This window comes from Streptomyces mirabilis, from assembly GCF_018310535.1.
GTDB lineage: Bacteria > Actinomycetota > Actinomycetes > Streptomycetales > Streptomycetaceae > Streptomyces.
The window spans coordinates 6,075,184-6,098,656 of the sequence record NZ_CP074102.1 but is presented as its reverse complement, the minus strand read 5'-3'; the positions used below and the strand labels follow the sequence as shown (position 1 = coordinate 6,098,656).

The following is a 23,473-nucleotide window of genomic DNA, read 5'->3' as shown; positions in this document are numbered from 1 at the left end:
AGTTCCCCGCGCCCCTGAAGGGGCGCCCTGGCCGGGCGCCCCACCCGCCCTCTCCGGACCGCGGGCGCGCCGCCCCCCTCCGGCAGCGCGCCGCAGCTCCGGTGGTCCTCCCATGTCGTGCGGAGGACTTGACCCACTGTGACCTGCGACGGCTGCCGATGGGAGGGATCTTCAGCGGTGTCACCCGGATAGGTGAAACCTGTACAAAAAAGGGCTGGTCGGACGCGCAGACTCAGATATGGCCGGCGCCCGCCCCCGCCGCCTCGGCGTTCTCGCCCCGCTTGGTGAGGAGCGCGACGAAGACCGCCACGACGGCGACCCCGGCGGCGACCAGGCAGGCCAGGCTCATGCCGGAGATGAACGTGTCGTGGGCGACGGTCGTGATCTTCTCGGCGAGTGCGGCCGGGGTGCCCGGGGCAACCGGCGCGGCGCCGACCTGGACGGCTTCGGAGGCCTGGTCGAGCTGGGCCGGAGTGAGCGGCGGCAGCTTGGCGTCGGCCCAGTTGCCCGCGAGGTCGCCGTCGACCTTGGAGGCCATCACGGCGCCCAGCACGGCCGTACCGAGGCTGCCGCCGATCTGCATCGCGGCCTGCTGGAGACCGCCGGCCACGCCGGAGAGCTCCATCGGCGCGTTGCCCACGATGACCTCGGTGGCGCCGACCATGACCGGCGCGAGGCCGAGACCGAGACCGGCGAACCAGAGCGACATCACGGCACCGCTGGTGCCCGTGTCCAGCGTGGACATGCCGTACATGGAGATCGCGGTGAGGGCCATGCCGCCCGCCAGCGGGATGCGCGGCCCCGTCTTGGTGATCAGGGCGCCGGCCAGCGGCGAGCCCACGATCATCATTCCGGTGAGCGGGAGGAGGTGCAGACCTGCGTCGACCGGGCTCATGCCGTGCACGTTCTGCAAGTAGAACGTGACAAAGAAAAGGCCGCCCAGGAAGGCGATGGCCATCAGCACCATGAGGACCACACCGGCCGACAGCGGTACGGAGCGGAACAGCCCCAGCGGGATCAGCGGCTCCTCGACCCGCTTCTCCCACAGGGCGAAGAGCACGAAGCCGAGCACCGAGGCGCCCAGGAACGTCCAGGTCAGGCCGGAGCCCCAGCCCCAGGTCGGGGCCTTGATGAGCGCCCAGACCAGGCAGAACATGGCGCCGGAGAGCAGCGCGATGCCCAGGACGTCGAAGGAGCGGGGGGCGTTCTCGGCGCGGTGGTCGAGGAGGATCATCAGGCCGAGGACCAGCGCGATGACGCCCACCGGCACGTTGATGAAGAACACCGACTGCCAGCTGACGTGCTGGACCAGCAGGCCGCCGAGGATCGGGCCGCCCGCGGTGGAGGCGCCGATGACCATGCCCCAGATGCCGATCGCCATGTTCAGCTTCTCGGCCGGGAAGGTGGCCCTCAGCAGGCCGAGCGCGGCCGGCATCAGCAGCGCGCCGAACAGACCCTGGAAGACGCGGAAGGTGACGACCAGGGCGATGCTGCTGGAGAAGCCGATCGCGCCGGAGGCCGCGGCGAAACCGACCACGCCTATGAGGAAGGTCTGACGGTGCCCGAAGCGGTCACCGAGCTTGCCCGCGGTGATCAGGGTGACCGCGAGCGCGAGGAAGTAGCCGTTGGTGATCCACTGGACGTCGGCGAAGCTCGCGTCCAGGTCCTTCTGGATGGCCGGGTTGGCGATGGCCACGATGGTGCCGTCCAGGGCGACCATCATGACGCCGACGGCAACGGTGAACAGGGTGAACCACGGATGGCCGCGCAGCCCGTCGGACGGCGCCTTGTCCGACGGAGTGACCGGAGCCTTGTCCCCCGAACCCGTCGTGTCGATGGTGGTCTGACTAGTCATACCTTCGAGGCTAGTGACAGCCACTGACAGTTGACAAACCAATTCACAAGTCGGTAACTGTCACGTCACCCACCAGTACGCTGAGCTGGGCTGAAAGAACAGAAGAGGACCTCATGGAGACGACTGCCGACGAGACGTCGCCCCGGGCAGGCCTGCGCGAGCGCAAGAAGCAGCGCACCCGGGAGGCACTGCTGCGGGCCGCCCTCGAACTGTTCACCACCCAGGGTTACGAGCGGACGACCGTCGACGAGATCGCGGAGGCCGTCGACGTCTCGCAGCGCACCTTCTTCCGCTACTTCGCGGGCAAGGAGGAGGTCGCCCTGTTCACCCAGGGGGTCGCGGAGGCGCGCTTCCTCGCCGCCGTGCGCGAACGCCCGCCCCAGGAAGCCCCGTTGGAGGCGCTGCGCCGCGCCGTCCTGGAGGGCTGGGACACCATCGGCGAGTCGATCGAGTCCGTCGTGCCGCTCGAACTGCACATGCGCGCCTACCAGTTGATCGAGTCGACACCCGCCCTCCTCGCCGCCTATCTGCGCCGCTCCGCGGAACTGGAGGAGGAGATCGCGCGGGTCATCGCCGAGCGCGAGGGACTCGACGTGGACGCGGACCCGAGACCGCGCGTCGCGGTGGCCGTGTTCGGCGGAGTGATGCGCATCACGGGCCGCCTGTGGAGCGAGGGAACCGATCACAGCATCCCGGCGATCCGCGAGTTGACCACCGCTTACCTCGACCAGGTGGGGCCCGCGTTGGCGGAGAAGTGGCGCACGGAGTGACGCATGCAGTGACGTTGGAATGACGTGCTGAGTGACGTGCGGAGTGACGTGCGGAATGACGCACGGAACGCCGCACGGAACGATCAACTCCGGGCACACAGCGTCACTATTTATCTGAAACTGAACCCGGTTTGCCCCAATTACCCTGCGAGAAACGTGATACCAGTCACTCGTTTAACGGGAGGCGCCAACCTTCTCCTAGGGTGTCCTCTCAGTGACTTCCTTCGACACATCCCCCCAACTGAACGTCTGGCGCGCACTGCTCGCGCTGGCCGTGGTGTTCGTGATGCTGGCCACAAGTGGCTGGACCGCACTCCAGGGCCATCGAGGGGCAACCCCTCTTCAGGCGTCCCGCTCCGCGTGGGAGCACGGCAGCGTCGCCGGACAGCGACTGCCTGACCCGGACTCCACGCCGAGCCGCCTCGCCCGCTTCTTCGCGTCCCTCGACGCCCGCGAGCGCACCGGTCTCGCCCACCGCTATCCGCTCGCGGTCGGCAACATGAACGGCGCGCCCGTGCCTCTGCGCTACGAGGCCAACCGCGTCGCCATCGGCCAGCAGCGCAAGGTCGAGAAGAAGCGCATGCACGACAACCGGCTCTCGTCCCTGGGACAGCAGCAGGCCGGGCGCCGCATGCACCGCTACGAGGCGATGCTGCAGAAGGGGCGCGATTTCCTCGCCTTCGACCCCATGGGTTCGGGCCGGGTCGCCGAGGTCTTCGGAAACCTCGACCGGGCCGAGCGGATCTCCATCGTGGTGCCGGGCGTCGACACCGATCTGCTCACGTTCCAGCGCACCAACAAGAAGTACTCGGCGCCGGTCGGCATGGCGCAGGCCCTGTACGGGGCCGAGCACGCCGCCGCCCCCCTGGCCCGCACGGCCGTGATCGCCTGGGCCGACTACACCACGCCCAGCGGACTCGGCATGGACGCCGCCACCGGCAGCCGCGCCGAGGAGGGCGCGATCCGGCTGAACGCGCTGCTGCGCGCCCTGCCCGGCCGTGCACCCGTCGCGCTCTACTGCCACAGCTACGGCTCGGTGCTGTGCGGCCTCGCCGCCCGCACCATGCCCTCCCGGGTCTCCGACATAGCGGTCGCCGGCAGCCCCGGCATGCGGGCCCAGAAGGCGTCCTCGCTGCACACCACCGCCCGGGTCTGGGCGATGCGGGACCCCGGCGACTGGATCCAGGACGTGCCCTACCTCGAATTCGGCGGGCTCGGACACGGCGCCGACCCGGTGTCGAAGGCGTTCGGGGCCCGGGTGCTGTCCGCGCGGGGCGCGAACGGCCACGGAGGCTATTTCGAGCCGGGCACCGAGAGCCTGCGCAACTTCGCCGAGATCGGCATTGGCGCGTACCAGGCGGTGCAGTGCGCACACGAGGATGACGCGTGCCGAGAGGGTTTGTCCGACGCCCCGGCGGCGGGACGCGCGTAGAGGACGAGGAACTGCGGTCCGCCCGGGGAGGCGACGCAGACGTGCGAGCCGCTTACGATGGCCCGCATGGGTGACGTACTGGCCGGATTTCATGCCGCCTGGGAGTTCGAGTCCGACTCCGTGCTCATCCGCTTCGAACGGGGGATCCGTTCGCCGAAGCTGTTCCAGGCGCTCGGCGAAAGGCGTATCCCCCTGGAGGCGATAGCGGGGGTCACACTGACGCCGGGCAAGCGCGGAACGGTCGTCCTGCACGCCGTGCCGCGAGCGGGCGCCGATCCGCTGATGGAGGCGGCCGCGGGACAGCTGAAGGAAGGGGGCGACCCCTATCGGCTGGTGCTGCCGGCCGATCGGGAGACCCTCGCCGAGTACTACGCGGACGAACTGCGCGCCACGCTCACCGAGGACGCCGAACCGCCCGAGCGCTACCTCGTCGCGCCGCCCGGGGCGCCGCTGAACTTCAAGGCCTACGACGGGAAGGCCTCCTTCGACGGCAAGGCGGTGTCCTTCCGCTGGTTCTGGACGGGCGCGTCCTCCGCCAAGTGGAAGGCCGGCGACCAGAGCTTCCCGGTCACCGGCCTCAGCGGGGTCGAATGGCGCTCCCCCGAGGTCTTCGAGGGCCATCTGCGGCTACTGCGGCGCGAGCCCGCCACCGCACAGCCCGCCCAGGCGGACCAGGACCCGGCGGCGGTCGTCTTCGGCCTCGGTTACGGCCCCGTCCACGAGTCCCTCCCGTTCGCCGCGTCGGTCCTCGCGGCCGTACGGGCCTCGGGTCCCGCCCCGGTGACCGCGGCCACGGCCCCCCGCCGCGACCCGGCCGACATCGCCGACCGCATCCGTCACCTCGGCGAACTCCACCAGGCGGGCCTGGTCACGGACGAGGAGTTCACGACGAAGAAGGCGGAACTGCTGGCCGAGCTCTGATGCCGGCTGCGGGGCGCGGCTCTACTCCCGCCCCGCCGACGAGAACGACATGTCCGCGTACCGCTCCCCTGCCACCTTCGAGGCGATCGGCTCCAGCACCGCCAACTCGTCCTCCGTCAGGACGATCCGCGTGGCCGCGGTGTTCTCCTCGACCCGGCTGCGCCTGCGCGTGCCCGGGATCGGCACCACCGGCAACCCGAGCGACGAAGCCTGCTGCTGCACCCAGGCCAGCGCGATCTGCCCCGGCGACGCCCCGTGCGCCTCGGCGACCGCACGCACCGGCTCCAGCAGCGCGGCGTTGGCGGCCGCGTTGTCGCCGGTGAAGCGCGGCATCGTACGGCGGAAGTCGTCCGAGGTCAGATCCTGGTCGGCGTCGACGAACGAACCGGTGAGGAAACCGCGCCCGAGCGGCGAGTACGGCACCAGAGCGACGCCCAGCTCACGGACCGCGGGCACCACGCCCGCCTCGATGTCCCTGCTGAACAGCGACCACTCCGACTGCACGGCCGCGATCGGGTGCACGGCGTGCGCCGCGCGCAGCTCCCCGCCGGTGACCTCGCTCAGCCCGAGGTGCTGACCTTGCCCTCGCGCACCAGCTCGGCCATCGCGGCGACGGTCTCCTCGATGGGGATGTTCACGTCACGGCGGTGCATGTAGTAGAGGTCGATCACCTCGACGTCCAGCCGCCGCAGGCTCCCCTCGACGGCCCGGCGGATGTACGGCGTGTCGTTGCGGATGACCCGCTTCGTCGGCTCAGCGGGATCACGGAAGATGCCGAACTTCGTGGCGAGGACGACTTCGTCGCGGTGCGCCTTGACGAAGGGCGAGATGAACTTCTCGTTCTCCCCCAGGCCGTACACGTCGGCCGTGTCGAAGAGCGTGACGCCGAGTTCCAGCGCCCGTTCCAGGGTGGCCCGGGCCTCGTCGGCGTCCGTGGGCCCGTACGCGAAGCTCATGCCCATGCAGCCGAGGCCCTGCACGCCGACCTCGGGGCCGCCGGTGCCCAGTTCCACGTTCGCGATCCTGCTGTCCGTCATCGGGACCTCTCCGACGCCAGGGCACGCCCGGCGTCCGCGTAGAAACTGATCTTGTGGTCGAGGACCGCCAGGGTGTCCTGGAGCTCGGCGATCCGCGCCTTGACGTCGCGGCGGGTCGCCTCCAGGAGCTCGAAGCGCGCGATGTAGGTGTCGTCCCCCTCGCGCACCAGCTCCGCGTACCGAACCATGTCGGCGACCGGCATACCGGTCAGCCGGAGCTTGCCGACCAGGTCGAGCCAGTCCAGGTCGCGGTTGCTGTAGCGGCGCTGGCCGGTGTGCGAGCGGTCGATGTGTGGCATCAGCCCGATCCGCTCGTACCAGCGCAGGGTGTGCGCGGTGAGGCCGGTGAAGGCGACGACCTCGCTGATCGTGTAGTTGTCCTGACCGTCCGGGCGCCGGTGCCGGTGGGGCGGGGCGGCGCAGTCCCCGGTACGCGTACTGGTGCCGGTCTCGGCGGCCTCGGCCGTGGTCTCCATCACCGTCATGACCTCCACGCTAAAACCTTCGAGTGCACTCGAAGCAAGCGGATTCGGGTGAGAACCCGTCCGGCGACGTCCGACGGACGCCCGCCGAAAATACGGAGACGTGCGCGGGGCACCCTGACTACCGTGCGGATCATGAGTCTCGTACGCCGTGCCGTGCCCGAGGACGCCGAGGAAGTACTGCGCCTGCGCCAGGTGATGATCGACTCGGTCTTCGCCTCCGCGGGCCCCTCGTCCACCGAGTGGCACGCCCAGTCCCTCCCGACCATACGCGGCAGGCTCGCCGACCCCGACGGGGACTTCGCGGCCTTCGTCGTCGACCACCCCGATCGTCCCGGCGCTCTCGCGGCGCTCGTCGCCGGGACGATCGAGTACCGGATCGGGCGCGCGGGCAATCCGCACGGCGCGGTCGGGCACGTCTTCAGCGTCGCGACGGATCCCGCCGCGCGGCGGCGGGGGTACGCGCGGGCGTGCATGGAAACGCTCCTCGACTGGTTCCGCGAACGGGACGTCCCCCAGGTCGACCTCAACGCGTCCGCCGTGGCCGAGCCGCTGTACGCCTCGCTCGGATTCGTCCGCAAGTCCGACCCGTCGATGCGTCTGCAGCTGTGAGCCGCTTAGGCTCTTAGGCATGTCTTTGCAGAGCAGCCTGGCGTCGATCGAGAACTGGCCCGTTCCCACGGCGGCCGTGGCCGTCGTCCGCGCGGACGGGGCGGTGCTCGGGTCGCACGGCCTTGTCGATCACCGTTTCGCCCTCGCCTCGGTCACCAAGCCGCTGGCCGCGTACGCCGCGCTCGTCGCGTACGAGGAGGGGGCGATCGAGCTCGACGAGCCGGCGGGGCCGCCCGGATCGACGGTCCGTCACCTGCTCGCCCACACCTCCGGGCTCGCGTTCGACGAGCACCGGGTGACGGCCGCGCCCGGGGAGCGGCGGTTGTACTCCAACGCCGGGTTCGAGGTGCTCGGGGACCATGTCGCCAAGGCGACCGACATCCCCTTCGGGGAGTATCTGCGGCAGGCGGTGCTGGAGCCGCTGGGGATGACGAGGACGTCGCTGGACGGCTCGCCCGCGAAGGACGGGGTGTCGACGGTGGCGGACCTGGTGCGCTTCGTGGCCGAGGTGCAGGTGCCGCGGCTGCTGGACCCGCGTACGGTCGTGGAGGCGATGACCGTCCAGTACCCCGGTACGAAGGGGGTGCTGCCCGGGTACGGCCACCAGAACCCCAACGACTGGGGGCTCGGCTTCGAGATCCGCGACTCCAAGTCCCCCCACTGGACGGGGGTTTCCTCCTCGCCCCGGACCTTCGGTCACTTCGGGCAGTCCGGTACGTTCCTGTGGATCGACCCGGTGGCGGGCGCGGCGTGCGTCGCCCTCACGGACCGCGCGTTCGGCGCCTGGGCGACGGAAGCGTGGACCCCGTTCACGGACACCGTACTGACAGCCCTACGAGCCTGACCCCACCGTCTCCCTCGTCCTCGAACGCCGGACGGGCCGAAAGATGCGCGCAGCGCCCCTTCAGGGCCGCGGGGAACTGGGCGACCAGCCCCCACCCGCCCGCGGCCGAAGAACTGCCCGGGGGTCAGATCGTGGGGGTCATCTCCCACAGCAACAGTTCCGCCGGGGCGCCCGCCACCGCTTCCAGGTCCTTGGCGTCGGTGATGCGGGCCGCGTCGCCGGGGCCCAGTTCCTCGCCGTCCAGGAGCACTTCACCCCGGACGACATGGACGTACACGAACCCGGCATCCGGCACCGCCGTCCGTTCCCCCGCCGCCAGCCTCCGCACATGAAACATCGCCCCGGCTTCGGGGACGGCGTACGGCGTGGAGTCCGCGATGCCGTGGACGACTTCGTAGGACGGTTCGCCGCCGGGTGACAACGGGGCCAGCCACATCTGGACGAAGACGAGGGGGACCGAGCCGTCGTTGCGTTCCACGTGCCGGACGCCGCCCGCGGAGCTGAGCCGCTGGACGTCTCCGGGGCGGACCACCGACTCGTGGCCCGCCGAGTCGCGATGGGTCAGCTCCCCCTCCACCACCCACGTCACGATCTCGGTGTGGCTGTGCGGATGTTCGTCGAAGCCGGCGCCGGGCGCGAGCGACTCCTCGTTGCAGGCGATCACCGCACCGAAGCGGAGGTTGTCGGGGTCGTAGTGCGGTCCGAAGGAGAAGGCGTGGAAGGAGGTGATCCCGGCGTCCGGGTCACCTCCGTGGTAGCGCTCGTCGGCGCGCCGTACGTCCATCAGATCCGCTCGTTCCGCCGTCGTCGCCGTACGTCCGTCACAACGGACACCGTAGCCCCGCCCCAGGCCCTCCCCCCGCCTACTTGCGACCCGCCGCCGCACGCCTCCGTCCTGATAAGGCAGTCTTGTCCCGTGCCCGAACCCGAATCCAGCAACACCGAGCGCCCAGCGCACGACATCCACGCGCACTCCGCGACCCTGAAGCGGCTGGAGAAGTCCTCCGGCAGTCTCGCCGCTCAGGCCATCGCGCGGATGGACGAGACGCTGCCGTGGTACCGGGCCATGCCACCGGAGAACCGTTCCTGGATCGGGCTCGTCGCTCAGGCCGGTATCGCGGCCTTCACCGAGTGGTTCCGGCACCCGAACGCCCCGCAGGCCATCTCCACCGATGTGTTCGGGACCGCGCCACGCGAGCTGACCAGGGCGATCACCCTGCGGCAGACCGTGGAGATGGTGCGGACGACCATCGAGGTCATGGAGAGCGCGATCGACGAGGTCGCCGCCCCGGGGGACGAGTCCGTACTGCGCGAGGCCCTGCTCGTGTACGCCCGGGAGATCGCCTTCGCCACCGCCCAGGTGTACGCGCAGGCCGCCGAGGCGCGGGGCGCCTGGGACGCCCGCCTCGAATCGCTCGTCGTGAACGCCGTGCTCTCCGGCGAGGCCGACGAGGGTGCCGTCAGCCGGGCCGCCGCCCTCGGGTGGAACTCGCCCGAACATGTCTGCGTGGTGCTGGGTACGGCGCCCGACGGTGACAGCGAGCTGACGGTCGAGGCGATCCGGCGGGCGGCCCGCCACGCCAAGCTCCAGGTGCTCACCGGTGTGCTCGGGGACCGGCTCGTGGTCATCGCGGGGGGCAACGACAATCCGCTCGGGGTCGCGAAGTCGTTGATCGGGCCGTATGCCGCCGGGCCCGTCGTCGCGGGGCCGATCGTGCCCGATCTGCTCGCCGCGACCCGCTCCGCGCAGGCCGCCGCCGCCGGGCTGAAAGCGTGTTTCGCCTGGCAGGACGCCCCGCGCCCGGTTCTGGCGGACGATCTGCTGCCGGAGCGCGCGATCGCCTCGGACCCCTCGGCCCGCGAGCAACTGGTGGAGGAGATCTACAGACCGCTCGAGGAGGCCGGCTCCGCGCTGCTGGAAACGCTCAGTGTCTATCTGGAACAGGCGAGCAGTCTCGAAGGCGCGGCCCGGATGCTCTTCGTTCACCCCAACACCGTGCGCTACCGGCTCCGACGTGTGACTGACGTCACCGGTTGGTCGCCTTCGGATGTACGATCCGCCTTCACACTGCGGATCGCGCTGATCCTGGGGCGTCTGGCCGATGGGGATCCTCAAGCCTAGGCTTTTGTCGGGGCTCTACAATTCCCCTTCGTGTTCTTCGTCCCTGTCCCCACGGGCGGCCGTGGCCGTCCACAAGAGAGAGTGTGAGAGTGCTCGTACTCGTCGCTCCCGGCCAGGGCGCTCAGACGCCTGGCTTCCTGACCCCTTGGCTCGATCTCCCCGGTGCCGCCGACCGCCTCGCCGCGTGGTCGGACGCCATCGGGCTCGACCTTGCCCGCTACGGCACGCAGGCAGACGCGGACGAGATCCGGAACACGGCTGTCGCGCAGCCGCTCCTGGTCGCCGCCGGTCTCCTCTCCGCCGCCGCGCTCGGTGACGTCGCCGAGCTCGGCCCCGGTGCCGTCGCCGGTCACAGCGTCGGTGAGATCACCGCCGCCGCGTTCGCGGGCGTGCTCGACGCCACGGCCGCGCTGAAGCTCGTGCGCACCCGGGGCCTGGCGATGGCCGAGGCAGCCGCGATCACCGAGACCGGAATGTCGGCGCTGCTCGGCGGGGACCCCGAGACCACGGTCCCGCACCTGGAGAAGCTCGGTCTGACCCCGGCGAACGTGAACGGCGGGGGCCAGATCGTGGCCGCCGGCACGCTGGAGCAGCTGGCCGCCCTGGAGGCGGACAAGCCCGAGGGCGTCCGCCGCGTGGTGGCCCTGAAGGTCGCCGGCGCGTTCCACACGCACCACATGGCGCCCGCGGTCGAGACGCTGGCACGGGCCGCCGAGGCCCTGAGCCCCGTGGACCCGAAGATCGCGTACGTCTCGAACAAGGACGGCAAGACCGTCACGACCGGCACCGAGGTCGTGCAGCGACTGGTCGGCCAGGTCGCGAACCCGGTCCGCTGGGACCTGTGCATGGAGACCTTCCAGGAGCTCGGCGCGACCGCGCTGATCGAGGTCTGCCCGGGTGGCACCCTGACCGGGCTGGCCAAGCGCGCGCTGCCGGGTGTGAAGACCCTGGCGCTGAAGACCCCCGACGACCTCGACGCGGCTCGCGAGCTCATCGCAGAGCACGCCTCCGCCTAAGGAGCCGACAGAGCATGTCGAAGATCAGGCCCAGCAAGGGCGCCCCGTACGCGCGGATCCTGGGTGTGGGCGGCTACCGTCCCGTCCGGGTCGTGCCGAACGAGGTGATCCTCGAGACGATCGACTCCTCCGACGAGTGGATCCGCTCGCGCTCCGGCATCGAGACCCGCCACTGGGCCTCCGACGAGGAGACCGTCGCCGCGATGTCGATCGAGGCGTCCGGCAAGGCCATCGCCGACGCCGGGATCAACGCCGACCAGATCGGCGCCGTGGTCGTCTCGACCGTCTCGCACTTCAGCCAGACTCCGGCCGTCGCGACGGAGATCGCCGACAAGCTCGGCACACAGAAGGCCGCCGCCTTCGACATCTCCGCCGGCTGCGCGGGCTTCGGCTACGGCCTCACGCTCGCCAAGGGCATGATCGTCGAGGGTTCCGCGGAGTACGTCCTCGTCATCGGCGTGGAGCGGCTGTCCGACCTGACCGACCTGGAGGACCGTGCGACGGCCTTCCTGTTCGGTGACGGCGCGGGCGCGGTCGTCGTGGGCCCCTCCGAGGAGCCGCACATCGGCCCGACCGTGTGGGGCAGCGAGGGCGACAAGGCCGGCACGATCAAGCAGACCGTGCCGTGGGACCGTTTCCGCATCGGCGACGTGTCGGAGCTTCCGCTCGACTCCAAGGGCGAGATCAAGTTCCCTGCGATCACGCAGGAGGGCCAGGCGGTGTTCCGCTGGGCCGTGTTCGAGATGGCGAAGGTCGCCCAGCAGGCGCTGGACGCGGCCGGAATCACCGCGGACGACCTGGACGTCTTCATTCCCCACCAGGCCAACGAGCGGATCATCGACTCGATGGTGAAGACGTTGAAACTGCCGCAGCACGTCACGGTCGCGCGTGACGTACGCACCACCGGCAACACCTCGGCCGCCTCGATCCCGCTCGCGATGGAGCGGCTTCTGGCGACCGGCGAGGCGAAGAGCGGCGACACCGCGCTCGTCATCGGCTTCGGGGCGGGTCTCGTGTACGCCGCGACGGTCGTTACTCTCCCCTAGGCACTCCGTGCCGGATCATCCGGTCCGTACGGAATACCGCCAACCCTCTCTGGATACACACCGAAGGAGCGCCTGACATGGCCGCCACTCAGGAAGAGATCGTCGAAGGTCTCGCCGAGATCGTGAACGAGATCGCCGGGATCCCCACCGAGGACGTCCAGCTGGACAAGTCCTTCACCGACGACCTGGACGTCGACTCGCTGTCCATGGTCGAGGTCGTCGTCGCCGCCGAAGAGCGCTTCGACGTCAAGATCCCGGACGACGACGTCAAGAACCTCAAGACCGTCGGCGACGCGACCGACTACATCCTCAAGCACCAGGCCTGATCCAGCGATCGGGCCCGGTTCGCCCTGGCCCGGTCCGCTGATCAGTCCGTTGCCCCGCCACCCGGCGGTGGCGCCGCTGAATCCTCGTATTTGGAGAAAGAATTCCCGTGAGCTCGACCAATCGCACCGTGGTCGTCACCGGTATCGGCGCAACCACACCGCTGGGTGGCGACGCAGCCTCTACCTGGGAGGGCCTGGTCGCCGGCAAGTCCGGTGTCCGCGCCCTGGAGCAGGACTGGGCCGCCGACCAGGCGGTCCGTATCGCGGCGCAGATCGCCGTGGAGCCCGGCGAGGTCATCCCCCGCCCGCAGGCCCGCCGCCTCGACCGCTCGGCGCAGTTCGCTCTGATCGCCGCCAAGGAAGCCTGGGCCGACGCCGGTTTCACCGACAAGGCCGGCGACGACGCCTCCGTCGACCCGGACCGGCTCGGCACCGTCATCGCCTCCGGCATCGGTGGCGTGACGACGCTGCTCGACCAGTACGACGTGCTGAAGGAGAAGGGCGTTCGCCGCGTCTCCCCGCACACCGTTCCCATGCTCATGCCGAACGGCCCGTCCGCCAACGTGGGCCTGCTCGTCGGCGCCCGCGCCGGCGTGCACACCCCCGTCTCGGCCTGCGCCTCGGGCGCCGAGGCCATCGGCTACGCCATCGAGATGATCCGCACCGGGCGCGCCGACGTCGTCGTCGCCGGTGGCACGGAGGCGGCGATCCACCCGCTGCCCATCGCCGCGTTCGGCAACATGATGGCGATGTCCAAGAACAACGACGACCCGCAGGGCGCCTCGCGCCCCTACGACGTGGCCCGTGACGGCTTCGTCCTCGGTGAGGGCGCCGGCGTCCTCGTCCTGGAGTCCGCCGAGCACGCCGCGGCGCGCGGCGCCCGGGTGTACGCGGAGGCGGTCGGCCAGGGCATCTCCGCCGACGGCCACGACATCGTGCAGCCGGAGCCGGAGGGGCGCGGCATCTCCCGCGCCCTGCAGAACCTGCTCGACAACACCGACCTGGACCCGGCCGAGATCGTGCACGTGAACGCGCACGCGACCTCGACGCCCGCCGGTGACGTCGCGGAACTGAAGGCGCTGCGCAAGGTCTTCGGTGACGAGGCCGACCACATGGCGGTCTCCGCGACCAAGTCGATGACCGGTCATCTCCTCGGTGGCGCGGGGGGTGTGGAGTCGGTGGCGTCGGTGCTGGCGCTGTACAACCGGATCGCTCCGCCGACCATCAACGTGGAGAACCTCGACCCCGAGGCCGAGGCGAACGCCGACATCGTGCGCGGGGAGGCTCGCAAGCTGCCTGTCGAGGGCCGTATCGCGGCCCTGAACGACTCGTTCGGGTTCGGTGGGCACAACGTGGTGCTGGCGTTCCGTACGGTCTGAATTCGGCCGTAGTTGTACTGAACGGGGTGTGGCCCCGGGCTCCTTCTGGAGTCCGGGGCCACATCTGTTGTTCGTCGGGTGCGGGGCGGTGGGGGCTGGTCGCGCCCACGCGGCGGAGCCGCATATGTCACAGCCCCGCGCCCCTGAAGGGGCGCTCCCGTGGGCGCCTGCTTACACCACCTGGTGGAGCCAGCGGACCGGGGCACCCTCGCCTGCGTAGCGGAAGGGTTCCAGCTCGTCGTCCCAGGGCTTGCCCAGGAGTTTGGCGAGGTCGGACTCCAGGTCGCTCTCGCCCCGCTGGGAGCGCAGGAGGGCGGCGCGCAGGCGGTCCTCGGGGATCAGGATGTCGCCGTGGATTCCGGTGACGGCGTGGAAGATGCCCAGTTCGGGGGTGCAGCTGTAGCGCTCGCCCTCGGCCGTGGGGCAGGGTTCGGCGGTGACCTCGAAGCGCAGCATCTGCCAGCCGCGCAGCGCGGAGGCCAGCTTGGAGGCGGTGCCCACCTCGCCCTTCCAGGAGAACTCGGATCTCCAGGTGCCCGGCGAGGCGGGCTGCCGGATCCAGTCGAGGTTGACGCGGGTACCGAGCACGCCCGCGACCGCCCACTCGACGTGCGGGCACAGCGCGCGGGGCGCGGAGTGCACGTAGAGAACTCCACGTGTCGTCACTGGGGCCTCCGGACAGAGCGAGACATCTTGTAACTTAGCGGAACGGCAGTGGCAGGGCGGCCACGTGGCGAGGCTACCGTGCGGCGGCGCAAGGAGTGTGACGTACCGTCGGTCCCAGCGCCCAGAAACATTGAGGTTTCACCCAAGGGGACGCGGTGCGACGGGTCGTGTACTGCGGGGTGTCGGCCAACCGTGTCGCACGGGTGCTGAGCAATGGTGCTGAGCAATGGTGCTGAGCAATCGTGCTTGACGAACGAGGGGACCAGGGGATGCGTCACAGGAGTCACCGTGCTCGGGCCGTCCTCGCCATCGCGTCGGCGGCTCTCCTGGGTGTCGCCGTCGCCGGCTGCGACGCCGTCGGTGACAACTCCCCGGCGCCCGGGGGCACGACGGCCAAGGCGTTCCCGAAGCCGACCCCCGCCTGGGACCGCAGCCCGAAGTCGATGGCCGCCGTCGGGGACTCCATCACCCGCGGCTTCGACGCGTGCACCGTGCTGTCCGACTGCCCGGAGGTGTCCTGGGCGACGGGCAGCGACACGAAGGTCAAGAGCCTCGCCGTACGTCTGCTCGGGCAGGCCGGGGCGGCCGAACGCAGCTGGAACTACGCGGTGACCGGCGCCCGGATGGCGGATCTCCCCGACCAGATGACACAGGCCGTCACGAACAAGCCGGAGCTGGTGACCGTGATGGCGGGCGCGAACGACGCCTGCCGCTCGTCGGTGTCGGCGATGACCCCCGTCGCCGAGTTCCGCGCCGAGTTCGAGGACGCCATGGACACGCTGCGCAATGCGCTGCCCAAGACCCAGGTGTACGTGTCGAGCGTGCCGGATCTGAAGCGGTTGTGGTCCGAGGGGCGGAGCAACCCGCTGGGCAAGCAGATCTGGAAGCTGGGCATCTGCCCCTCGATGCTGAGCGACGCGGACTCCCTGACCACGGCGGCGATGCGGCGGCGCACGACGGTGCAGGACCGGGTGGAGGCGTACAACCAGGTCCTGAAGGAGGTGTGCACCAAGGACCAGCACTGCCGCTTCGACGGGGGCGCGGTCTTCGACTACCGCTTCGGCACGGACCAGCTGAGCCACTGGGACTGGTTCCACCCGAGCAGGGACGGGCAGGCGCGGCTCGCGGAGATGGCCTATCGGGTGGTGACGGCGACGAAGCCGGTGAGCTAGGACCTGTCGTTCGGATCCTTGGCCTAGGCTTTCGATCATGCACAGCGAATTCTTCGGCACTCTTCCCGACGGCACCCCGGTCCACCGCTGGACGCTGGAGCGCGCCGGGGTGCGGGTGCGGATCCTGACGTACGGCGGGATCGTCCAGTCGGTCGAGGTCCCGGACCGGGACGGGGTGCGCGCGGACGTGGTGCTGGGGTTCTCCGACCTCGACGGCTATCTGACGCACACGGGGCCGTACTTCGGGGCGCTGGTCGGGCGGTACGCGAACCGGATCGCCGGCGGCCACTTCCTCCTCGACGGCCTCACCTGTCACCTGGCGCAGAACAACCCGCCCAACTCCCTGCACGGCGGGGAGCGCGGCTTCGACAAGCGGGTGTGGGACGCGGAGCCGGTCGATCACGGGCTGCGCCTCACCCGGATCTCCCCGCACGGCGAGGAGGGCTTCCCGGGCCGTCTGGAGGTCTCGGTGACGTACACACTGGACGAGGCGGGTGCGCTGGGGATCGCGTACGAGGCCGTCACGGACGCGCCGACCGTGGTGAACCTGACGAACCACACGTACTGGAACCTGGCCGGTACGGGCAACGCGGGCGGCCACGAACTCCGGCTGGACGCCTCACGATTGACGCCGGTCGACGCCGATCTGATCCCCACCGGGGCGCTGGACGCCGTCGACGGGACGCGGTTCGACTTCCGTGCGGCGCGGAAGGTCGGCGCCGGCTACGACCACAACTTCGTGCTCGACAAGGGGCTGACAGAGACCGCCGTCGAGGTCGCCGAGCTGTACGACCCGTCCTCCGGACGGACGCTGACCGTCGCGACCACCGAGCCCGGGCTCCAGCTGTACACCGCGGAGCACCTGAGCGACCCCTTCGCCCCCGGCGACGGCGTCGCGCTGGAGACCCAGCACTTCCCCGACTCCCCCAACCGGCCGCAGTTCCCGAGCACGGAACTGCGGCCGGGCGAGGTGTACCGGTCGCGGACCGTGTACGGGTTCGGCGTCCGCGGCCAGTAGCCGGCGACCGACCGTCAGACGCTCTCGCCGCGCATCCGCTTGGTGGCCCTGCCCAGCAGGGTCATCGCGCCGAGGCAGACCGCGACCACCACGGCGCCGGTCAGTGCGGGGAGCGGGTCCTTGCCCTTGATCCCCTCGACGAGCACGGTGGTGGCCAGCACCATGATGATCGAGTACAGGCTCCGGCCGACCTTGGCACCGGCCGGGATCACCCGCAGCAGCTGCGGGATCGTCGTGGCCGCGGCGATGCCCATGCCGAACGGGATGAACGCGCCGAGCACCAGGGCGCCGAAGCCGAACGAGTTGCCGTACGCGCCCCATCCGGCGCCCTTGTAGAGCAGATAGCCGGCGGCGGCGAAGGACAGCAGGACGAGTACGCCGTTGAGGTACGCGGCGAGGGTGGCGGCCTTGCGGGCGCCCGGCAGATGCGCGGCCGGGGAGCGCCAGGCGTCCGGGGTGATCAGGCGCAGCCGCTGCTTGAGGGCCCGCATCCGAGTCATGGCGAAGAGGCCGACGGCCACGGCGACCAGTCCGACGGCCGTGGCCGCGAAGCCGATCGGTGTCCGCGTGATGCCGTAGTGGGCGCCGCCGAAGGTCAGCGGGATGCCGAGGACGAAGCCGTACGCGTACGTCTTCGCCTGCTGCTGGATGCGCACCACCAGCTGCCGCTGGTCGGGGGTGAGGCCGGGGTCCAGCCGCATCTCGCCCTCGCCCAGGTGCTGTTGGGGGGCCTGGGGCTGCTGCTGGTACTGGGGAGGGGCGGGTGGATAGGGCTGCTGCGGCTGCTGCGGGTAGCCCTGCTGAGGCGGGTACGGGACCTGCTGCGGAGGCGGGTAGTAGGGCTGCTGCCCCTGATACGGCCCCTGTGGTGGGTACGGGCCTGGCTGCTGACCTGGGTACATGCGTTGTTCTCCCCCGAACCGGCGTGTTCCGGCCCGCGAGTCTGCCACAGGTGGCCGAGAACCGACGAGCCCCGGTCCGGATGTCAGGTTCCGGACCGGGGCTGCTCTGGGTGGACTCGTCCCGCGTCAGACGTTAATCGTCGCCGAGACCCGACGGTCACTGATCGAGCGACCCGCCGCAACCTCGTACGAACCCTTCACAAACACCCAGGCTCCGGTGCTCTCGTCCCAGACCTCGAAGGCCCGGCGCGGGAGTACGAGGCCGACGTCGACGCTCTCGCCGGGGCCCGCCTCAACGCCCGCGAAGGCGGCGAGCCATCGGGCCGGACGCTCGGCGTCGGCCTCGACGGGCGCCAGATAGACCTGGACGACCTCGCGCCCGGGACGCGCACCGGAGTTGCGGACACGGACCGTGGCCGTCGTACCCGAACCGGAACCGGCACCACCGTCGCCGCCGTCGAGCTCGATCGACTCGTACGTCCAGTCTGTGTAGCCGAGGCCGTGCCCGAAGGCGTACGAGGGGGTCCTGCCCTCCTTCTCCCAGGCGCGGTAGCCGATGAACACGCCCTCGGTGTACGGGAGTTCGCCGTCGGCCGGGACCACCTGGGTGACCGGGGCGGCCGTGAGGGAGCCCCAGGTGGTGGGCAGCCGGCCACCGGGCTCGTGGGCGCCCGTGAGGACGTCGGCGAGGGCGGCGCCGCCCTCCTGGCCGGGGAACCAGCTGAGCAGTACGGCCGCGACCTCCTCGCGCCACGGCAGCTCGACCGGTGAGCCGGCGTTGACGACCACGACGGTGTTCGGGTTGGCGGCGGCGACGGCGTGCACCAACTCGTCCTGACGGCCCGGCAGCCGCAGGTCCTTGCGGTCGAAGCCCTCGGACTCGACGCGGTCGGTGGTGGCGACCACGACGACGGCGGTGTCGGCGGCGCGGGCGGCTTCGACGGCCTCGGCGATGAGTTCGTCGGGGTCGCGGCGCGGGTCCTGGTGGGCGAGCGCGAAGCCGACCACCTTCAGCGGCGTGCCCTCGGGGACGACGATGACGTGCCGCAGCGCCACCTCGTACGTCTCACCGGCGACGAGATCCACCTGGGCGCGCTCGACGGGGGCGCCGAAGAACGCCTCGAAGGGGTCGTCCTTCGTGCTGCGCTGGATGTCGTCGAAGTGGACCGTGCCGTCGACGGTGAGCGTGAACGCGCCGACTCCCTTGATACCGAGGGTGTGGATGCCGCTCTCGCGCGGGGTGAAGGTGCCGGTCAGTTCGACGCTGTGGAGGGTGGCGTGGGTGACGCCCTCGGGGAGGTCGTCACCCGTCCACTGGATCTGGCCGTTGGGGGCCGAGCCGGTGCCGATGACCGTGCCGGCCCGGTCACGGCAGACGGCCCGCAGGGTGAACCCCTTGTCGGCGACGGCGAGTTCCTCGTTCGGGTCGGCGCCGACGGCGTACGTGAGGCTGCCCTCGGGGAGGGCGGCGGTGAGGCCGTCGAGGGGCGGGACGACCCGGGAGGGGAAGACGGTGGCGGAGCCGCCGCCGAGGACGCGGGCGTCGCGGGCGGCGGCGCCGATCAGGGCGACCTTGTGCCCTTCGCCGTGCCCTTCCCCGAGGGGAAGAGCCCCTTGGTTGCGCACGAGGACGAAGGAGCGGCGGGCGATCTCGCGGGCCAGGGCCTCGCCGTCCACGGCCTGGGGCGGTTCGGTGACGACCGGCTCGGCGCCTTCCAGGAGGCCGACTCGGGCGGCGAGCCGCAGGACGTTGCGGACGGCGTCGTCGACCTTGGCCTCCTCGACCTCGCCCGCGCGGACGGCGGCGGCGAGCGCCTCCCCGTACACGGTCCGGGGGCCGGGCATGGCGACGTCGAGACCGCCCTCGATGGCGCCGACCGTGTCGCGGGCGGCGGTCCAGTCGGAGACGTTGAAGCCGTCGAAGCCCCACTCGCCGCGCAGGATCTCGTTCACGAGGTGGTGGTGCTCGGTCATCGTGGTGCCGTTGACCGTGTTGTAGGCGGTCATGATGCCCCAGGGGTGGGCATTGGCGACGATGGCCTCGAAGGGGGCCAGGTACAGCTCACGCAGGGCGCGTTCGGAGAGCAGGTTGTTCACCGTGAAGCGGTCGGTCTCGGCGTCGTTGGCGACGAAGTGCTTGACGGTGGTGCCGACGCCACCCGACTGGACGCCCTGGACATAGCCGGAGCCGATCTCGCCGGTCAGGTACGGGTCCTCGCTGTACGCCTCGAAGTGGCGCCCGCCGAGCGGGGAGCGGTGCAGGTTGACGGTGGGCGCGAGCAGGACGTGGACCTGCTTGCGGCGGGCCTCCTGGGCGAGCAGGGTGCCGGCCCGGCGGGCGAGGGCCGGGTCCCAGGTGGCGGCGAGCGCGGTCGGCGAGGGGAGCGCGATCGACGGGTCGTCGGCGGTCCAGTGGACACCGCGTACGCCGATCGGGCCGTCGGACATGACGAGGGACTTGAGGCCGATCTCGGGCAGCGCGGGCAGCGACCACATGTCCTGCCCGGCGAGCAGCCTCGTCTTCGTGTCCAGGTCGAGCTTGCCGAGGGCCGCCTCGACGACCGCCTCGCGGGCCTCCTCGGCCGGTGTGCGCGTTCCCGCCATCGCGGTGCCTCCTCATTGAGTCCGTTCCGTGCGTCCATCCTGCATCCGTCACCTGTAGAGCAGTAGGTTTAGTTATCTATTGGTTATATTGCGCGCTCACACATGCCGTACGGTGACGCCATGAGCACCAGGGCCAGAAGCGAGGAGCGGCGTGCCGAGATCGTCCGGGCGGCCCTGGAGGTGATCGCCGAGCGCGGCTACCGTGGCGCGAGCATGGCGTCGGTCGCGGAGCGCGTGGGGTTGACCCAGCAGGGGCTGCTGCACTACTTCCCGACGAAGGACGCGCTCCTCGTCGCGGTGCTCAAGGAGCGGGACCAGTGGGACGCCGTGCCCGACACCCAGTGGCGGGTCGACCTGCTCGCCTCACTGGTCGAGTACAACTCCATGCGGCCCGGGATCATCCAGACGTTCTCGGCGCTGCTCGGCGAGAGCGTCACCGAGGGGCACCCGGCGCGCGAGTACTTCACCGAGCGGTACGCGCGGGTGCGCGCGAGCATGGCGGCGGTGCTGCGCGCCGAGTACGGGGAGCGGCTGCCGAACGGGCTCACGCCGGAACGCACCGCTCCACTGCTGGTGGCGGTGATGGACGGCCTCCAGTTCCAGTGGCTTCTGGACCCGGAGTCGGTGGACATGCCGGGGGCGTTCCGGGACTTTCTGGCGTTGCTGGGCGAGGGCTGAACTCCCCTACCACTGGCGCCAGACGACGGCCAGCGTCTTGCTCGCCGCGCAGACGGCGGCGAAGGCGACCGCCCACCCGTAGGCCCCGGCGAAGGCCAGCGCGGCCACACCGGCCCCGAACCAGAGCAGTTCGAAACCGACGCGGACCGCGCCGCGCGTCTTGTACGACGCCTTCTGCGAGCCGAACAGCGCCCACAGCGTGATCAGTACGGCCGGGGCGCCCAGGCCGAGGAGCCAGGTCAGCGGCGTCGCCGCGTCGCGGGTGAAGCCCCAGTACCCGACGGCCGCGAGGGCGCCGAGTTCGATGAGGAAGAGGACGCCCAGGTTCGCTGCCTTCATGGGCGGCAGTATCACCCGGAAGGGATCACTCCGGCCCGTGTGCGTCACGCGGAGCCGGTACTGCCGGTACGGCGGCCACGACCTCGATCTCGATGAGCGCTTCCGGCTTGAAGAGACGGGAGACCTCGAAGGTCATGCTGGTGGGTGGGGCGCCGGTGAGGTACTGGGCGCGTACCGCACCGTAGGCGGGGAGTTGGGTGATGTCCGTCAGATACGTACGGATGTTGATGATGTCCGCCAGGCCCGCCCCGTGCGCCCCCAGCAGGGCGTCGATGGTCTCGAAGACCCCGCGGCTCTGTTCGGCGAGGTCGGCGCCGTCCGCGACCTGCCCGGAGAGGTACAACAGCGCTCCCGCGCCCGGCAGTTCGACCCGGGCCACCTGGGAGTAGTAGCCGTTGGCGGGACCCGGCGCCGAGGGCGGGTTGTCGAGCGTGATCTGCATGGGGCGGCCCTCTCAGGCGGAGTGACGGATGTGCTCGACGGCCTTCGCGATGTCCGCGCCGGCGACGGCGGGATCGGCGGCGGCACGCTTGTAGTGCTCCAGCACCGCGTCCAGTACGGGGAGTTCGGCGACCTTCGTGGCGAGGGCGACGTCCTTGGCGGCGAGCGCGGTGGCGAAGTGCACGTCCTCGGCGAAGGCGCGTCCGACGGCGCCGCCGAGCGGGCCGTTCGCGAGCGCGGTGCGCGCCACCTTCTCGTCGATGCCGAGCTTGTCCGCGAGGGCCATGGTCTCGGCGACGAGGGCGACCCCGCCGAGCAGGGCCGTGTTGACGACGAGCTTGAGCGCGGCGCCGGAGCCCAGCGGGCCGGTGCGGGTGACGGTGCCCATATGGACGAGCACGTGCCCGACGCCCGTCAGCTCGCCGCCCGCGAGGATGCCGAGCTGCCCGGCGGCCGCCTTGTCGGTGCTGCCCGCCACGGGCGCGTCGACGAACGTCACGCCCTCCCCGAGCCGGCCGGCGAGTTCCTTGACCACGTCGGGGCCGACGGTCGACATCTCCACCCAGGTGGTGCCCCGGCGCAGCTCCGGCGCGATGGCGTCCGCGACCGCGTCGAGCGCGGCCGGGTTGGCGAGCATCGTGATCACCACGTCCGCGTCCCGTACGGCCTCGGCCGGGGACGCGGCGAGGGTGGCGCCCTCGGCGACCAGCGGCTCGGCCTTCTCGGCGGTGCGGTTCCAGACGGTCAGCGGGAATCCCGCGGCGAGGAGTCGGCGCGCCATCGCGGCGCCCATGTGCCCGAGCCCGAGGAATGCGATCTTTTCCATGGCTTCGACGCTAGGCGGGCCCACGTGATGCGACAAGCGAATGTCTAGCATGGCTCTCATGCCCAACCCGCATGCCGTACCCGGCCTCTCCACCACCTGGCTGCGGGTCTTCCTGGAGGTCGCCCGGCACGGTTCGTTCACGGTGGCCGCGCGGACCCTCGGCTGGACACAGTCCGCGGTGTCCCGGCAGATCTCCTCGCTGGAGTCGGCGCTCGGCGGAGCCCCGCTCTTCGACCGGCTGCCCCGGGGCGTACGGCTGACGGAGGCCGGGCGGGTCCTCGTGCCGCACGCCGAGGCGGTGGTCGAGCGGCTGCACGGCGCGGACCGCGAACTGGCCGCGCTGCGACGCGTCGCGGGCGGCCGGCTGCGCTTCGGCGCGTTCGCCACGGCCGACGCCGCGCTCGTCCCCCGTGCCATCGCCGCGTTCCGCGTGCGCCATCCGGGGGTGCGGCTCACCCGCGAGGAGGGCCTGACGCCCGTGCTCCTGGAGCGGCTCTCCGCGGGCGGCCTCGACCTGGCGATCGTCTCCACGACGGGCCGCGCCCCGCTGGACCCGTACACCCTGCACCACCTCCTCGACGAGTCCCTGTACGTCGCCGTCCCCGCCGACCATCCGCTCGCCGCCGAGCCATCCGTCCGCCTCCCCCAACTCGCCGACGCCGACTGGATATCCGGCTCCGCGCACCCCGAGGGCACCCTCCTGGACGCGGCCCTGCGGCACGGCTTCCGCCCGCGTGTCGCGCATGTCGTGGCCGAGTGGACGGCCAAGCAGGGGTACGTCGCCGCGGGTCTCGGAGTGACCCTGGTCCCGGCGCTCGCCGCCGAGTCCGTACGCCCGGACATCGCGCTGCTTCCGGTGCGCGACGAGGAGGCGCCGGCGCGGGCGGTGTACGCGGCGACGGCGCGGGGCCGGTCACTGGGACCGGCGGCGCAGGCGTTCCTGGGGGCACTGCGGGAGGCGGCGACCCACCTGCCCACCTGAGCC

General features: G+C 71.0%; 23 protein-coding genes and 1 pseudogene. 14 read left to right on the top strand and 10 right to left on the bottom strand.

Annotated features, from left to right (window positions below):
• Positions 1–232: 232 nt before the first annotated feature.
• Positions 233–1,855 (bottom strand): MFS transporter, encoded by a 1,623-nt coding sequence (locus tag SMIR_RS26825; protein WP_168491076.1) that lies wholly within the window; start codon positions 1,853–1,855, stop codon positions 233–235.
• Positions 1,856–1,968: 113 nt separating this feature from the next.
• On the opposite strand from SMIR_RS26825, the gene SMIR_RS26820 reads away from it, so the two are divergent.
• The 3 genes from SMIR_RS26820 (at position 1,969) to SMIR_RS26810 (ending at position 4,978) form a co-directional block, all read left to right on the top strand.
• A complete protein-coding gene (locus tag SMIR_RS26820; RefSeq protein WP_168491078.1) occupies positions 1,969–2,625 on the top strand; it encodes a TetR family transcriptional regulator in 657 nt (218 codons plus the stop codon).
• Between the two features lie 214 nt (positions 2,626–2,839).
• Complete coding sequence (locus SMIR_RS26815) at positions 2,840–4,057, top strand: alpha/beta hydrolase (RefSeq protein WP_168491080.1); 1,218 nt, start codon at positions 2,840–2,842, stop codon at positions 4,055–4,057.
• A 66-nt stretch (positions 4,058–4,123) separates the two neighbouring features.
• Entirely contained in the window at positions 4,124–4,978 is an 855-nt protein-coding gene (locus tag SMIR_RS26810; RefSeq protein WP_211118697.1) for a DUF4429 domain-containing protein, read from the top strand.
• 21 nt (positions 4,979–4,999) lie between these two features.
• Here SMIR_RS26810 and SMIR_RS26805 read toward each other — a convergent pair.
• A pseudogene (locus tag SMIR_RS26805) lies at positions 5,000–6,015 on the bottom strand (aldo/keto reductase).
• Complete coding sequence (locus SMIR_RS26800) at positions 6,012–6,500, bottom strand: MerR family transcriptional regulator (protein WP_099922869.1); 489 nt, start codon at positions 6,498–6,500, stop codon at positions 6,012–6,014. Before SMIR_RS26800 ends, SMIR_RS26805 begins: the two are co-directional and overlap by 4 nt.
• A gap of 132 nt (positions 6,501–6,632) precedes the next feature.
• On the opposite strand from SMIR_RS26800, the gene SMIR_RS26795 reads away from it, so the two are divergent.
• Both SMIR_RS26795 and SMIR_RS26790 read left to right on the top strand, forming a co-directional pair.
• On the top strand, positions 6,633–7,109 hold the full coding sequence (locus tag SMIR_RS26795) for a GNAT family N-acetyltransferase (protein WP_168491087.1): 477 nt from the start codon (positions 6,633–6,635) through the stop codon (positions 7,107–7,109).
• Positions 7,110–7,128: 19 nt separating this feature from the next.
• On the top strand, positions 7,129–7,953 hold the full coding sequence (locus SMIR_RS26790; RefSeq protein WP_212727484.1) for a serine hydrolase domain-containing protein: 825 nt from the start codon (positions 7,129–7,131) through the stop codon (positions 7,951–7,953).
• A gap of 124 nt (positions 7,954–8,077) precedes the next feature.
• Here the strand turns inward: SMIR_RS26790 and SMIR_RS26785 are convergent, their stop codons facing one another.
• Positions 8,078–8,740 (bottom strand): pirin family protein, encoded by a 663-nt coding sequence (locus SMIR_RS26785; protein ID WP_168500989.1) that lies wholly within the window; start codon positions 8,738–8,740, stop codon positions 8,078–8,080.
• A 129-nt stretch (positions 8,741–8,869) separates the two neighbouring features.
• Between SMIR_RS26785 and fasR the strand changes: the two genes are divergently transcribed.
• The 5 genes from fasR to fabF all read left to right on the top strand — a co-directional run bounded on the left by fasR (position 8,870) and on the right by fabF (position 13,842).
• Positions 8,870–10,075 (top strand): fatty acid biosynthesis transcriptional regulator FasR, encoded by a 1,206-nt coding sequence (gene fasR / locus SMIR_RS26780; RefSeq protein ID WP_168491093.1) that lies wholly within the window; start codon positions 8,870–8,872, stop codon positions 10,073–10,075.
• An 89-nt stretch (positions 10,076–10,164) separates the two neighbouring features.
• Positions 10,165–11,091, top strand: a complete 927-nt coding sequence (locus SMIR_RS26775) for an ACP S-malonyltransferase (protein WP_212727483.1) — start codon at positions 10,165–10,167, stop codon at positions 11,089–11,091.
• Between the two features lie 14 nt (positions 11,092–11,105).
• The gene (locus tag SMIR_RS26770) at positions 11,106–12,137 is read left to right on the top strand and encodes a ketoacyl-ACP synthase III (protein WP_054231010.1); all 1,032 of its coding nucleotides are present in this window, start codon (positions 11,106–11,108) and stop codon (positions 12,135–12,137) included.
• A 77-nt stretch (positions 12,138–12,214) separates the two neighbouring features.
• Positions 12,215–12,463, top strand: coding sequence for an acyl carrier protein (locus SMIR_RS26765; protein WP_028800941.1), 249 nt, complete (start codon positions 12,215–12,217; stop codon positions 12,461–12,463).
• Between the two features lie 107 nt (positions 12,464–12,570).
• Positions 12,571–13,842 (top strand): beta-ketoacyl-ACP synthase II, encoded by a 1,272-nt coding sequence (gene fabF / locus SMIR_RS26760; RefSeq protein WP_168491095.1) that lies wholly within the window; start codon positions 12,571–12,573, stop codon positions 13,840–13,842.
• 171 nt (positions 13,843–14,013) lie between these two features.
• Here fabF and SMIR_RS26755 read toward each other — a convergent pair whose 3' ends face one another.
• Positions 14,014–14,508 (bottom strand): DUF3145 domain-containing protein, encoded by a 495-nt coding sequence (locus SMIR_RS26755; RefSeq protein WP_054231012.1) that lies wholly within the window; start codon positions 14,506–14,508, stop codon positions 14,014–14,016.
• A gap of 269 nt (positions 14,509–14,777) precedes the next feature.
• Between SMIR_RS26755 and SMIR_RS26750 the strand changes: the two genes are divergently transcribed.
• Together SMIR_RS26750 and SMIR_RS26745 are read left to right on the top strand one after the other, a co-directional pair.
• A complete protein-coding gene (locus SMIR_RS26750) occupies positions 14,778–15,680 on the top strand; it encodes an SGNH/GDSL hydrolase family protein (RefSeq protein WP_168491098.1) in 903 nt (300 codons plus the stop codon).
• A 37-nt stretch (positions 15,681–15,717) separates the two neighbouring features.
• The gene (locus SMIR_RS26745) at positions 15,718–16,698 is read left to right on the top strand and encodes an aldose epimerase family protein (protein WP_212727482.1); all 981 of its coding nucleotides are present in this window, start codon (positions 15,718–15,720) and stop codon (positions 16,696–16,698) included.
• 14 nt (positions 16,699–16,712) lie between these two features.
• Here SMIR_RS26745 and SMIR_RS26740 read toward each other — a convergent pair whose 3' ends face one another.
• A complete protein-coding gene (locus SMIR_RS26740; RefSeq protein WP_212727481.1) occupies positions 16,713–17,600 on the bottom strand; it encodes a hypothetical protein in 888 nt (295 codons plus the stop codon).
• A gap of 126 nt (positions 17,601–17,726) precedes the next feature.
• Complete coding sequence (locus SMIR_RS26735) at positions 17,727–20,204, bottom strand: glycoside hydrolase family 3 protein (RefSeq protein WP_212727480.1); 2,478 nt, start codon at positions 20,202–20,204, stop codon at positions 17,727–17,729.
• Positions 20,205–20,306: 102 nt separating this feature from the next.
• Here SMIR_RS26735 and SMIR_RS26730 point away from each other — a divergent pair, with 102 nt between their 5' ends.
• Positions 20,307–20,882, top strand: coding sequence for a TetR/AcrR family transcriptional regulator (locus tag SMIR_RS26730; RefSeq protein WP_168491104.1), 576 nt, complete (start codon positions 20,307–20,309; stop codon positions 20,880–20,882).
• Between the two features lie 6 nt (positions 20,883–20,888).
• Here the strand turns inward: SMIR_RS26730 and SMIR_RS26725 are convergent, their stop codons facing one another.
• The 3 genes from SMIR_RS26725 to SMIR_RS26715 are packed head-to-tail and all read right to left on the bottom strand — an operon-like array spanning position 20,889 to position 22,488.
• Positions 20,889–21,221, bottom strand: coding sequence for a YrdB family protein (locus SMIR_RS26725; RefSeq protein WP_168491106.1), 333 nt, complete (start codon positions 21,219–21,221; stop codon positions 20,889–20,891).
• 25 nt (positions 21,222–21,246) lie between these two features.
• Positions 21,247–21,663: a RidA family protein gene (locus SMIR_RS26720; protein WP_212727479.1), complete on the bottom strand. Its 417-nt coding sequence runs from the start codon at positions 21,661–21,663 to the stop codon at positions 21,247–21,249.
• A gap of 12 nt (positions 21,664–21,675) precedes the next feature.
• On the bottom strand, positions 21,676–22,488 hold the full coding sequence (locus SMIR_RS26715; RefSeq protein ID WP_168491110.1) for an NAD(P)-dependent oxidoreductase: 813 nt from the start codon (positions 22,486–22,488) through the stop codon (positions 21,676–21,678).
• Positions 22,489–22,537: 49 nt separating this feature from the next.
• Between SMIR_RS26715 and SMIR_RS26710 the strand changes: the two genes are divergently transcribed.
• Complete coding sequence (locus SMIR_RS26710) at positions 22,538–23,470, top strand: LysR family transcriptional regulator (protein WP_168491112.1); 933 nt, start codon at positions 22,538–22,540, stop codon at positions 23,468–23,470.
• Positions 23,471–23,473 lie beyond the last annotated feature (3 nt).

Excerpts from the sequence above, each read along its gene's own strand:
- SMIR_RS26825 (WP_168491076.1), bottom strand. The coding sequence starts at position 1,855 with ATGACTAGTCAGACCACCATCGACACGACGGGTTCGGGGGACAAGGCT.
- SMIR_RS26820 (WP_168491078.1), top strand. The coding sequence starts at position 1,969 with ATGGAGACGACTGCCGACGAGACGTCGCCCCGGGCAGGCCTGCGCGAG.
- SMIR_RS26810 (WP_211118697.1), top strand. The coding sequence starts at position 4,124 with ATGGGTGACGTACTGGCCGGATTTCATGCCGCCTGGGAGTTCGAGTCC.
- SMIR_RS26800 (WP_099922869.1), bottom strand. The coding sequence starts at position 6,500 with ATGACGGTGATGGAGACCACGGCCGAGGCCGCCGAGACCGGCACCAGT.
- SMIR_RS26795 (WP_168491087.1), top strand. The coding sequence starts at position 6,633 with ATGAGTCTCGTACGCCGTGCCGTGCCCGAGGACGCCGAGGAAGTACTG.
- SMIR_RS26790 (WP_212727484.1), top strand. The coding sequence starts at position 7,129 with ATGTCTTTGCAGAGCAGCCTGGCGTCGATCGAGAACTGGCCCGTTCCC.
- SMIR_RS26770 (WP_054231010.1), top strand. The coding sequence starts at position 11,106 with ATGTCGAAGATCAGGCCCAGCAAGGGCGCCCCGTACGCGCGGATCCTG.
- SMIR_RS26765 (WP_028800941.1), top strand. The coding sequence starts at position 12,215 with ATGGCCGCCACTCAGGAAGAGATCGTCGAAGGTCTCGCCGAGATCGTG.
- SMIR_RS26750 (WP_168491098.1), top strand. The coding sequence starts at position 14,778 with ATGCGTCACAGGAGTCACCGTGCTCGGGCCGTCCTCGCCATCGCGTCG.
- SMIR_RS26745 (WP_212727482.1), top strand. The coding sequence starts at position 15,718 with ATGCACAGCGAATTCTTCGGCACTCTTCCCGACGGCACCCCGGTCCAC.
- SMIR_RS26740 (WP_212727481.1), bottom strand. The coding sequence starts at position 17,600 with ATGTACCCAGGTCAGCAGCCAGGCCCGTACCCACCACAGGGGCCGTAT.
- SMIR_RS26735 (WP_212727480.1), bottom strand. The coding sequence starts at position 20,204 with ATGGCGGGAACGCGCACACCGGCCGAGGAGGCCCGCGAGGCGGTCGTC.
- SMIR_RS26730 (WP_168491104.1), top strand. The coding sequence starts at position 20,307 with ATGCCGTACGGTGACGCCATGAGCACCAGGGCCAGAAGCGAGGAGCGG.
- SMIR_RS26725 (WP_168491106.1), bottom strand. The coding sequence starts at position 21,221 with ATGAAGGCAGCGAACCTGGGCGTCCTCTTCCTCATCGAACTCGGCGCC.
- SMIR_RS26720 (WP_212727479.1), bottom strand. The coding sequence starts at position 21,663 with ATGCAGATCACGCTCGACAACCCGCCCTCGGCGCCGGGTCCCGCCAAC.
- SMIR_RS26715 (WP_168491110.1), bottom strand. The coding sequence starts at position 22,488 with ATGGAAAAGATCGCATTCCTCGGGCTCGGGCACATGGGCGCCGCGATG.
- SMIR_RS26710 (WP_168491112.1), top strand. The coding sequence starts at position 22,538 with ATGGCTCTCATGCCCAACCCGCATGCCGTACCCGGCCTCTCCACCACC.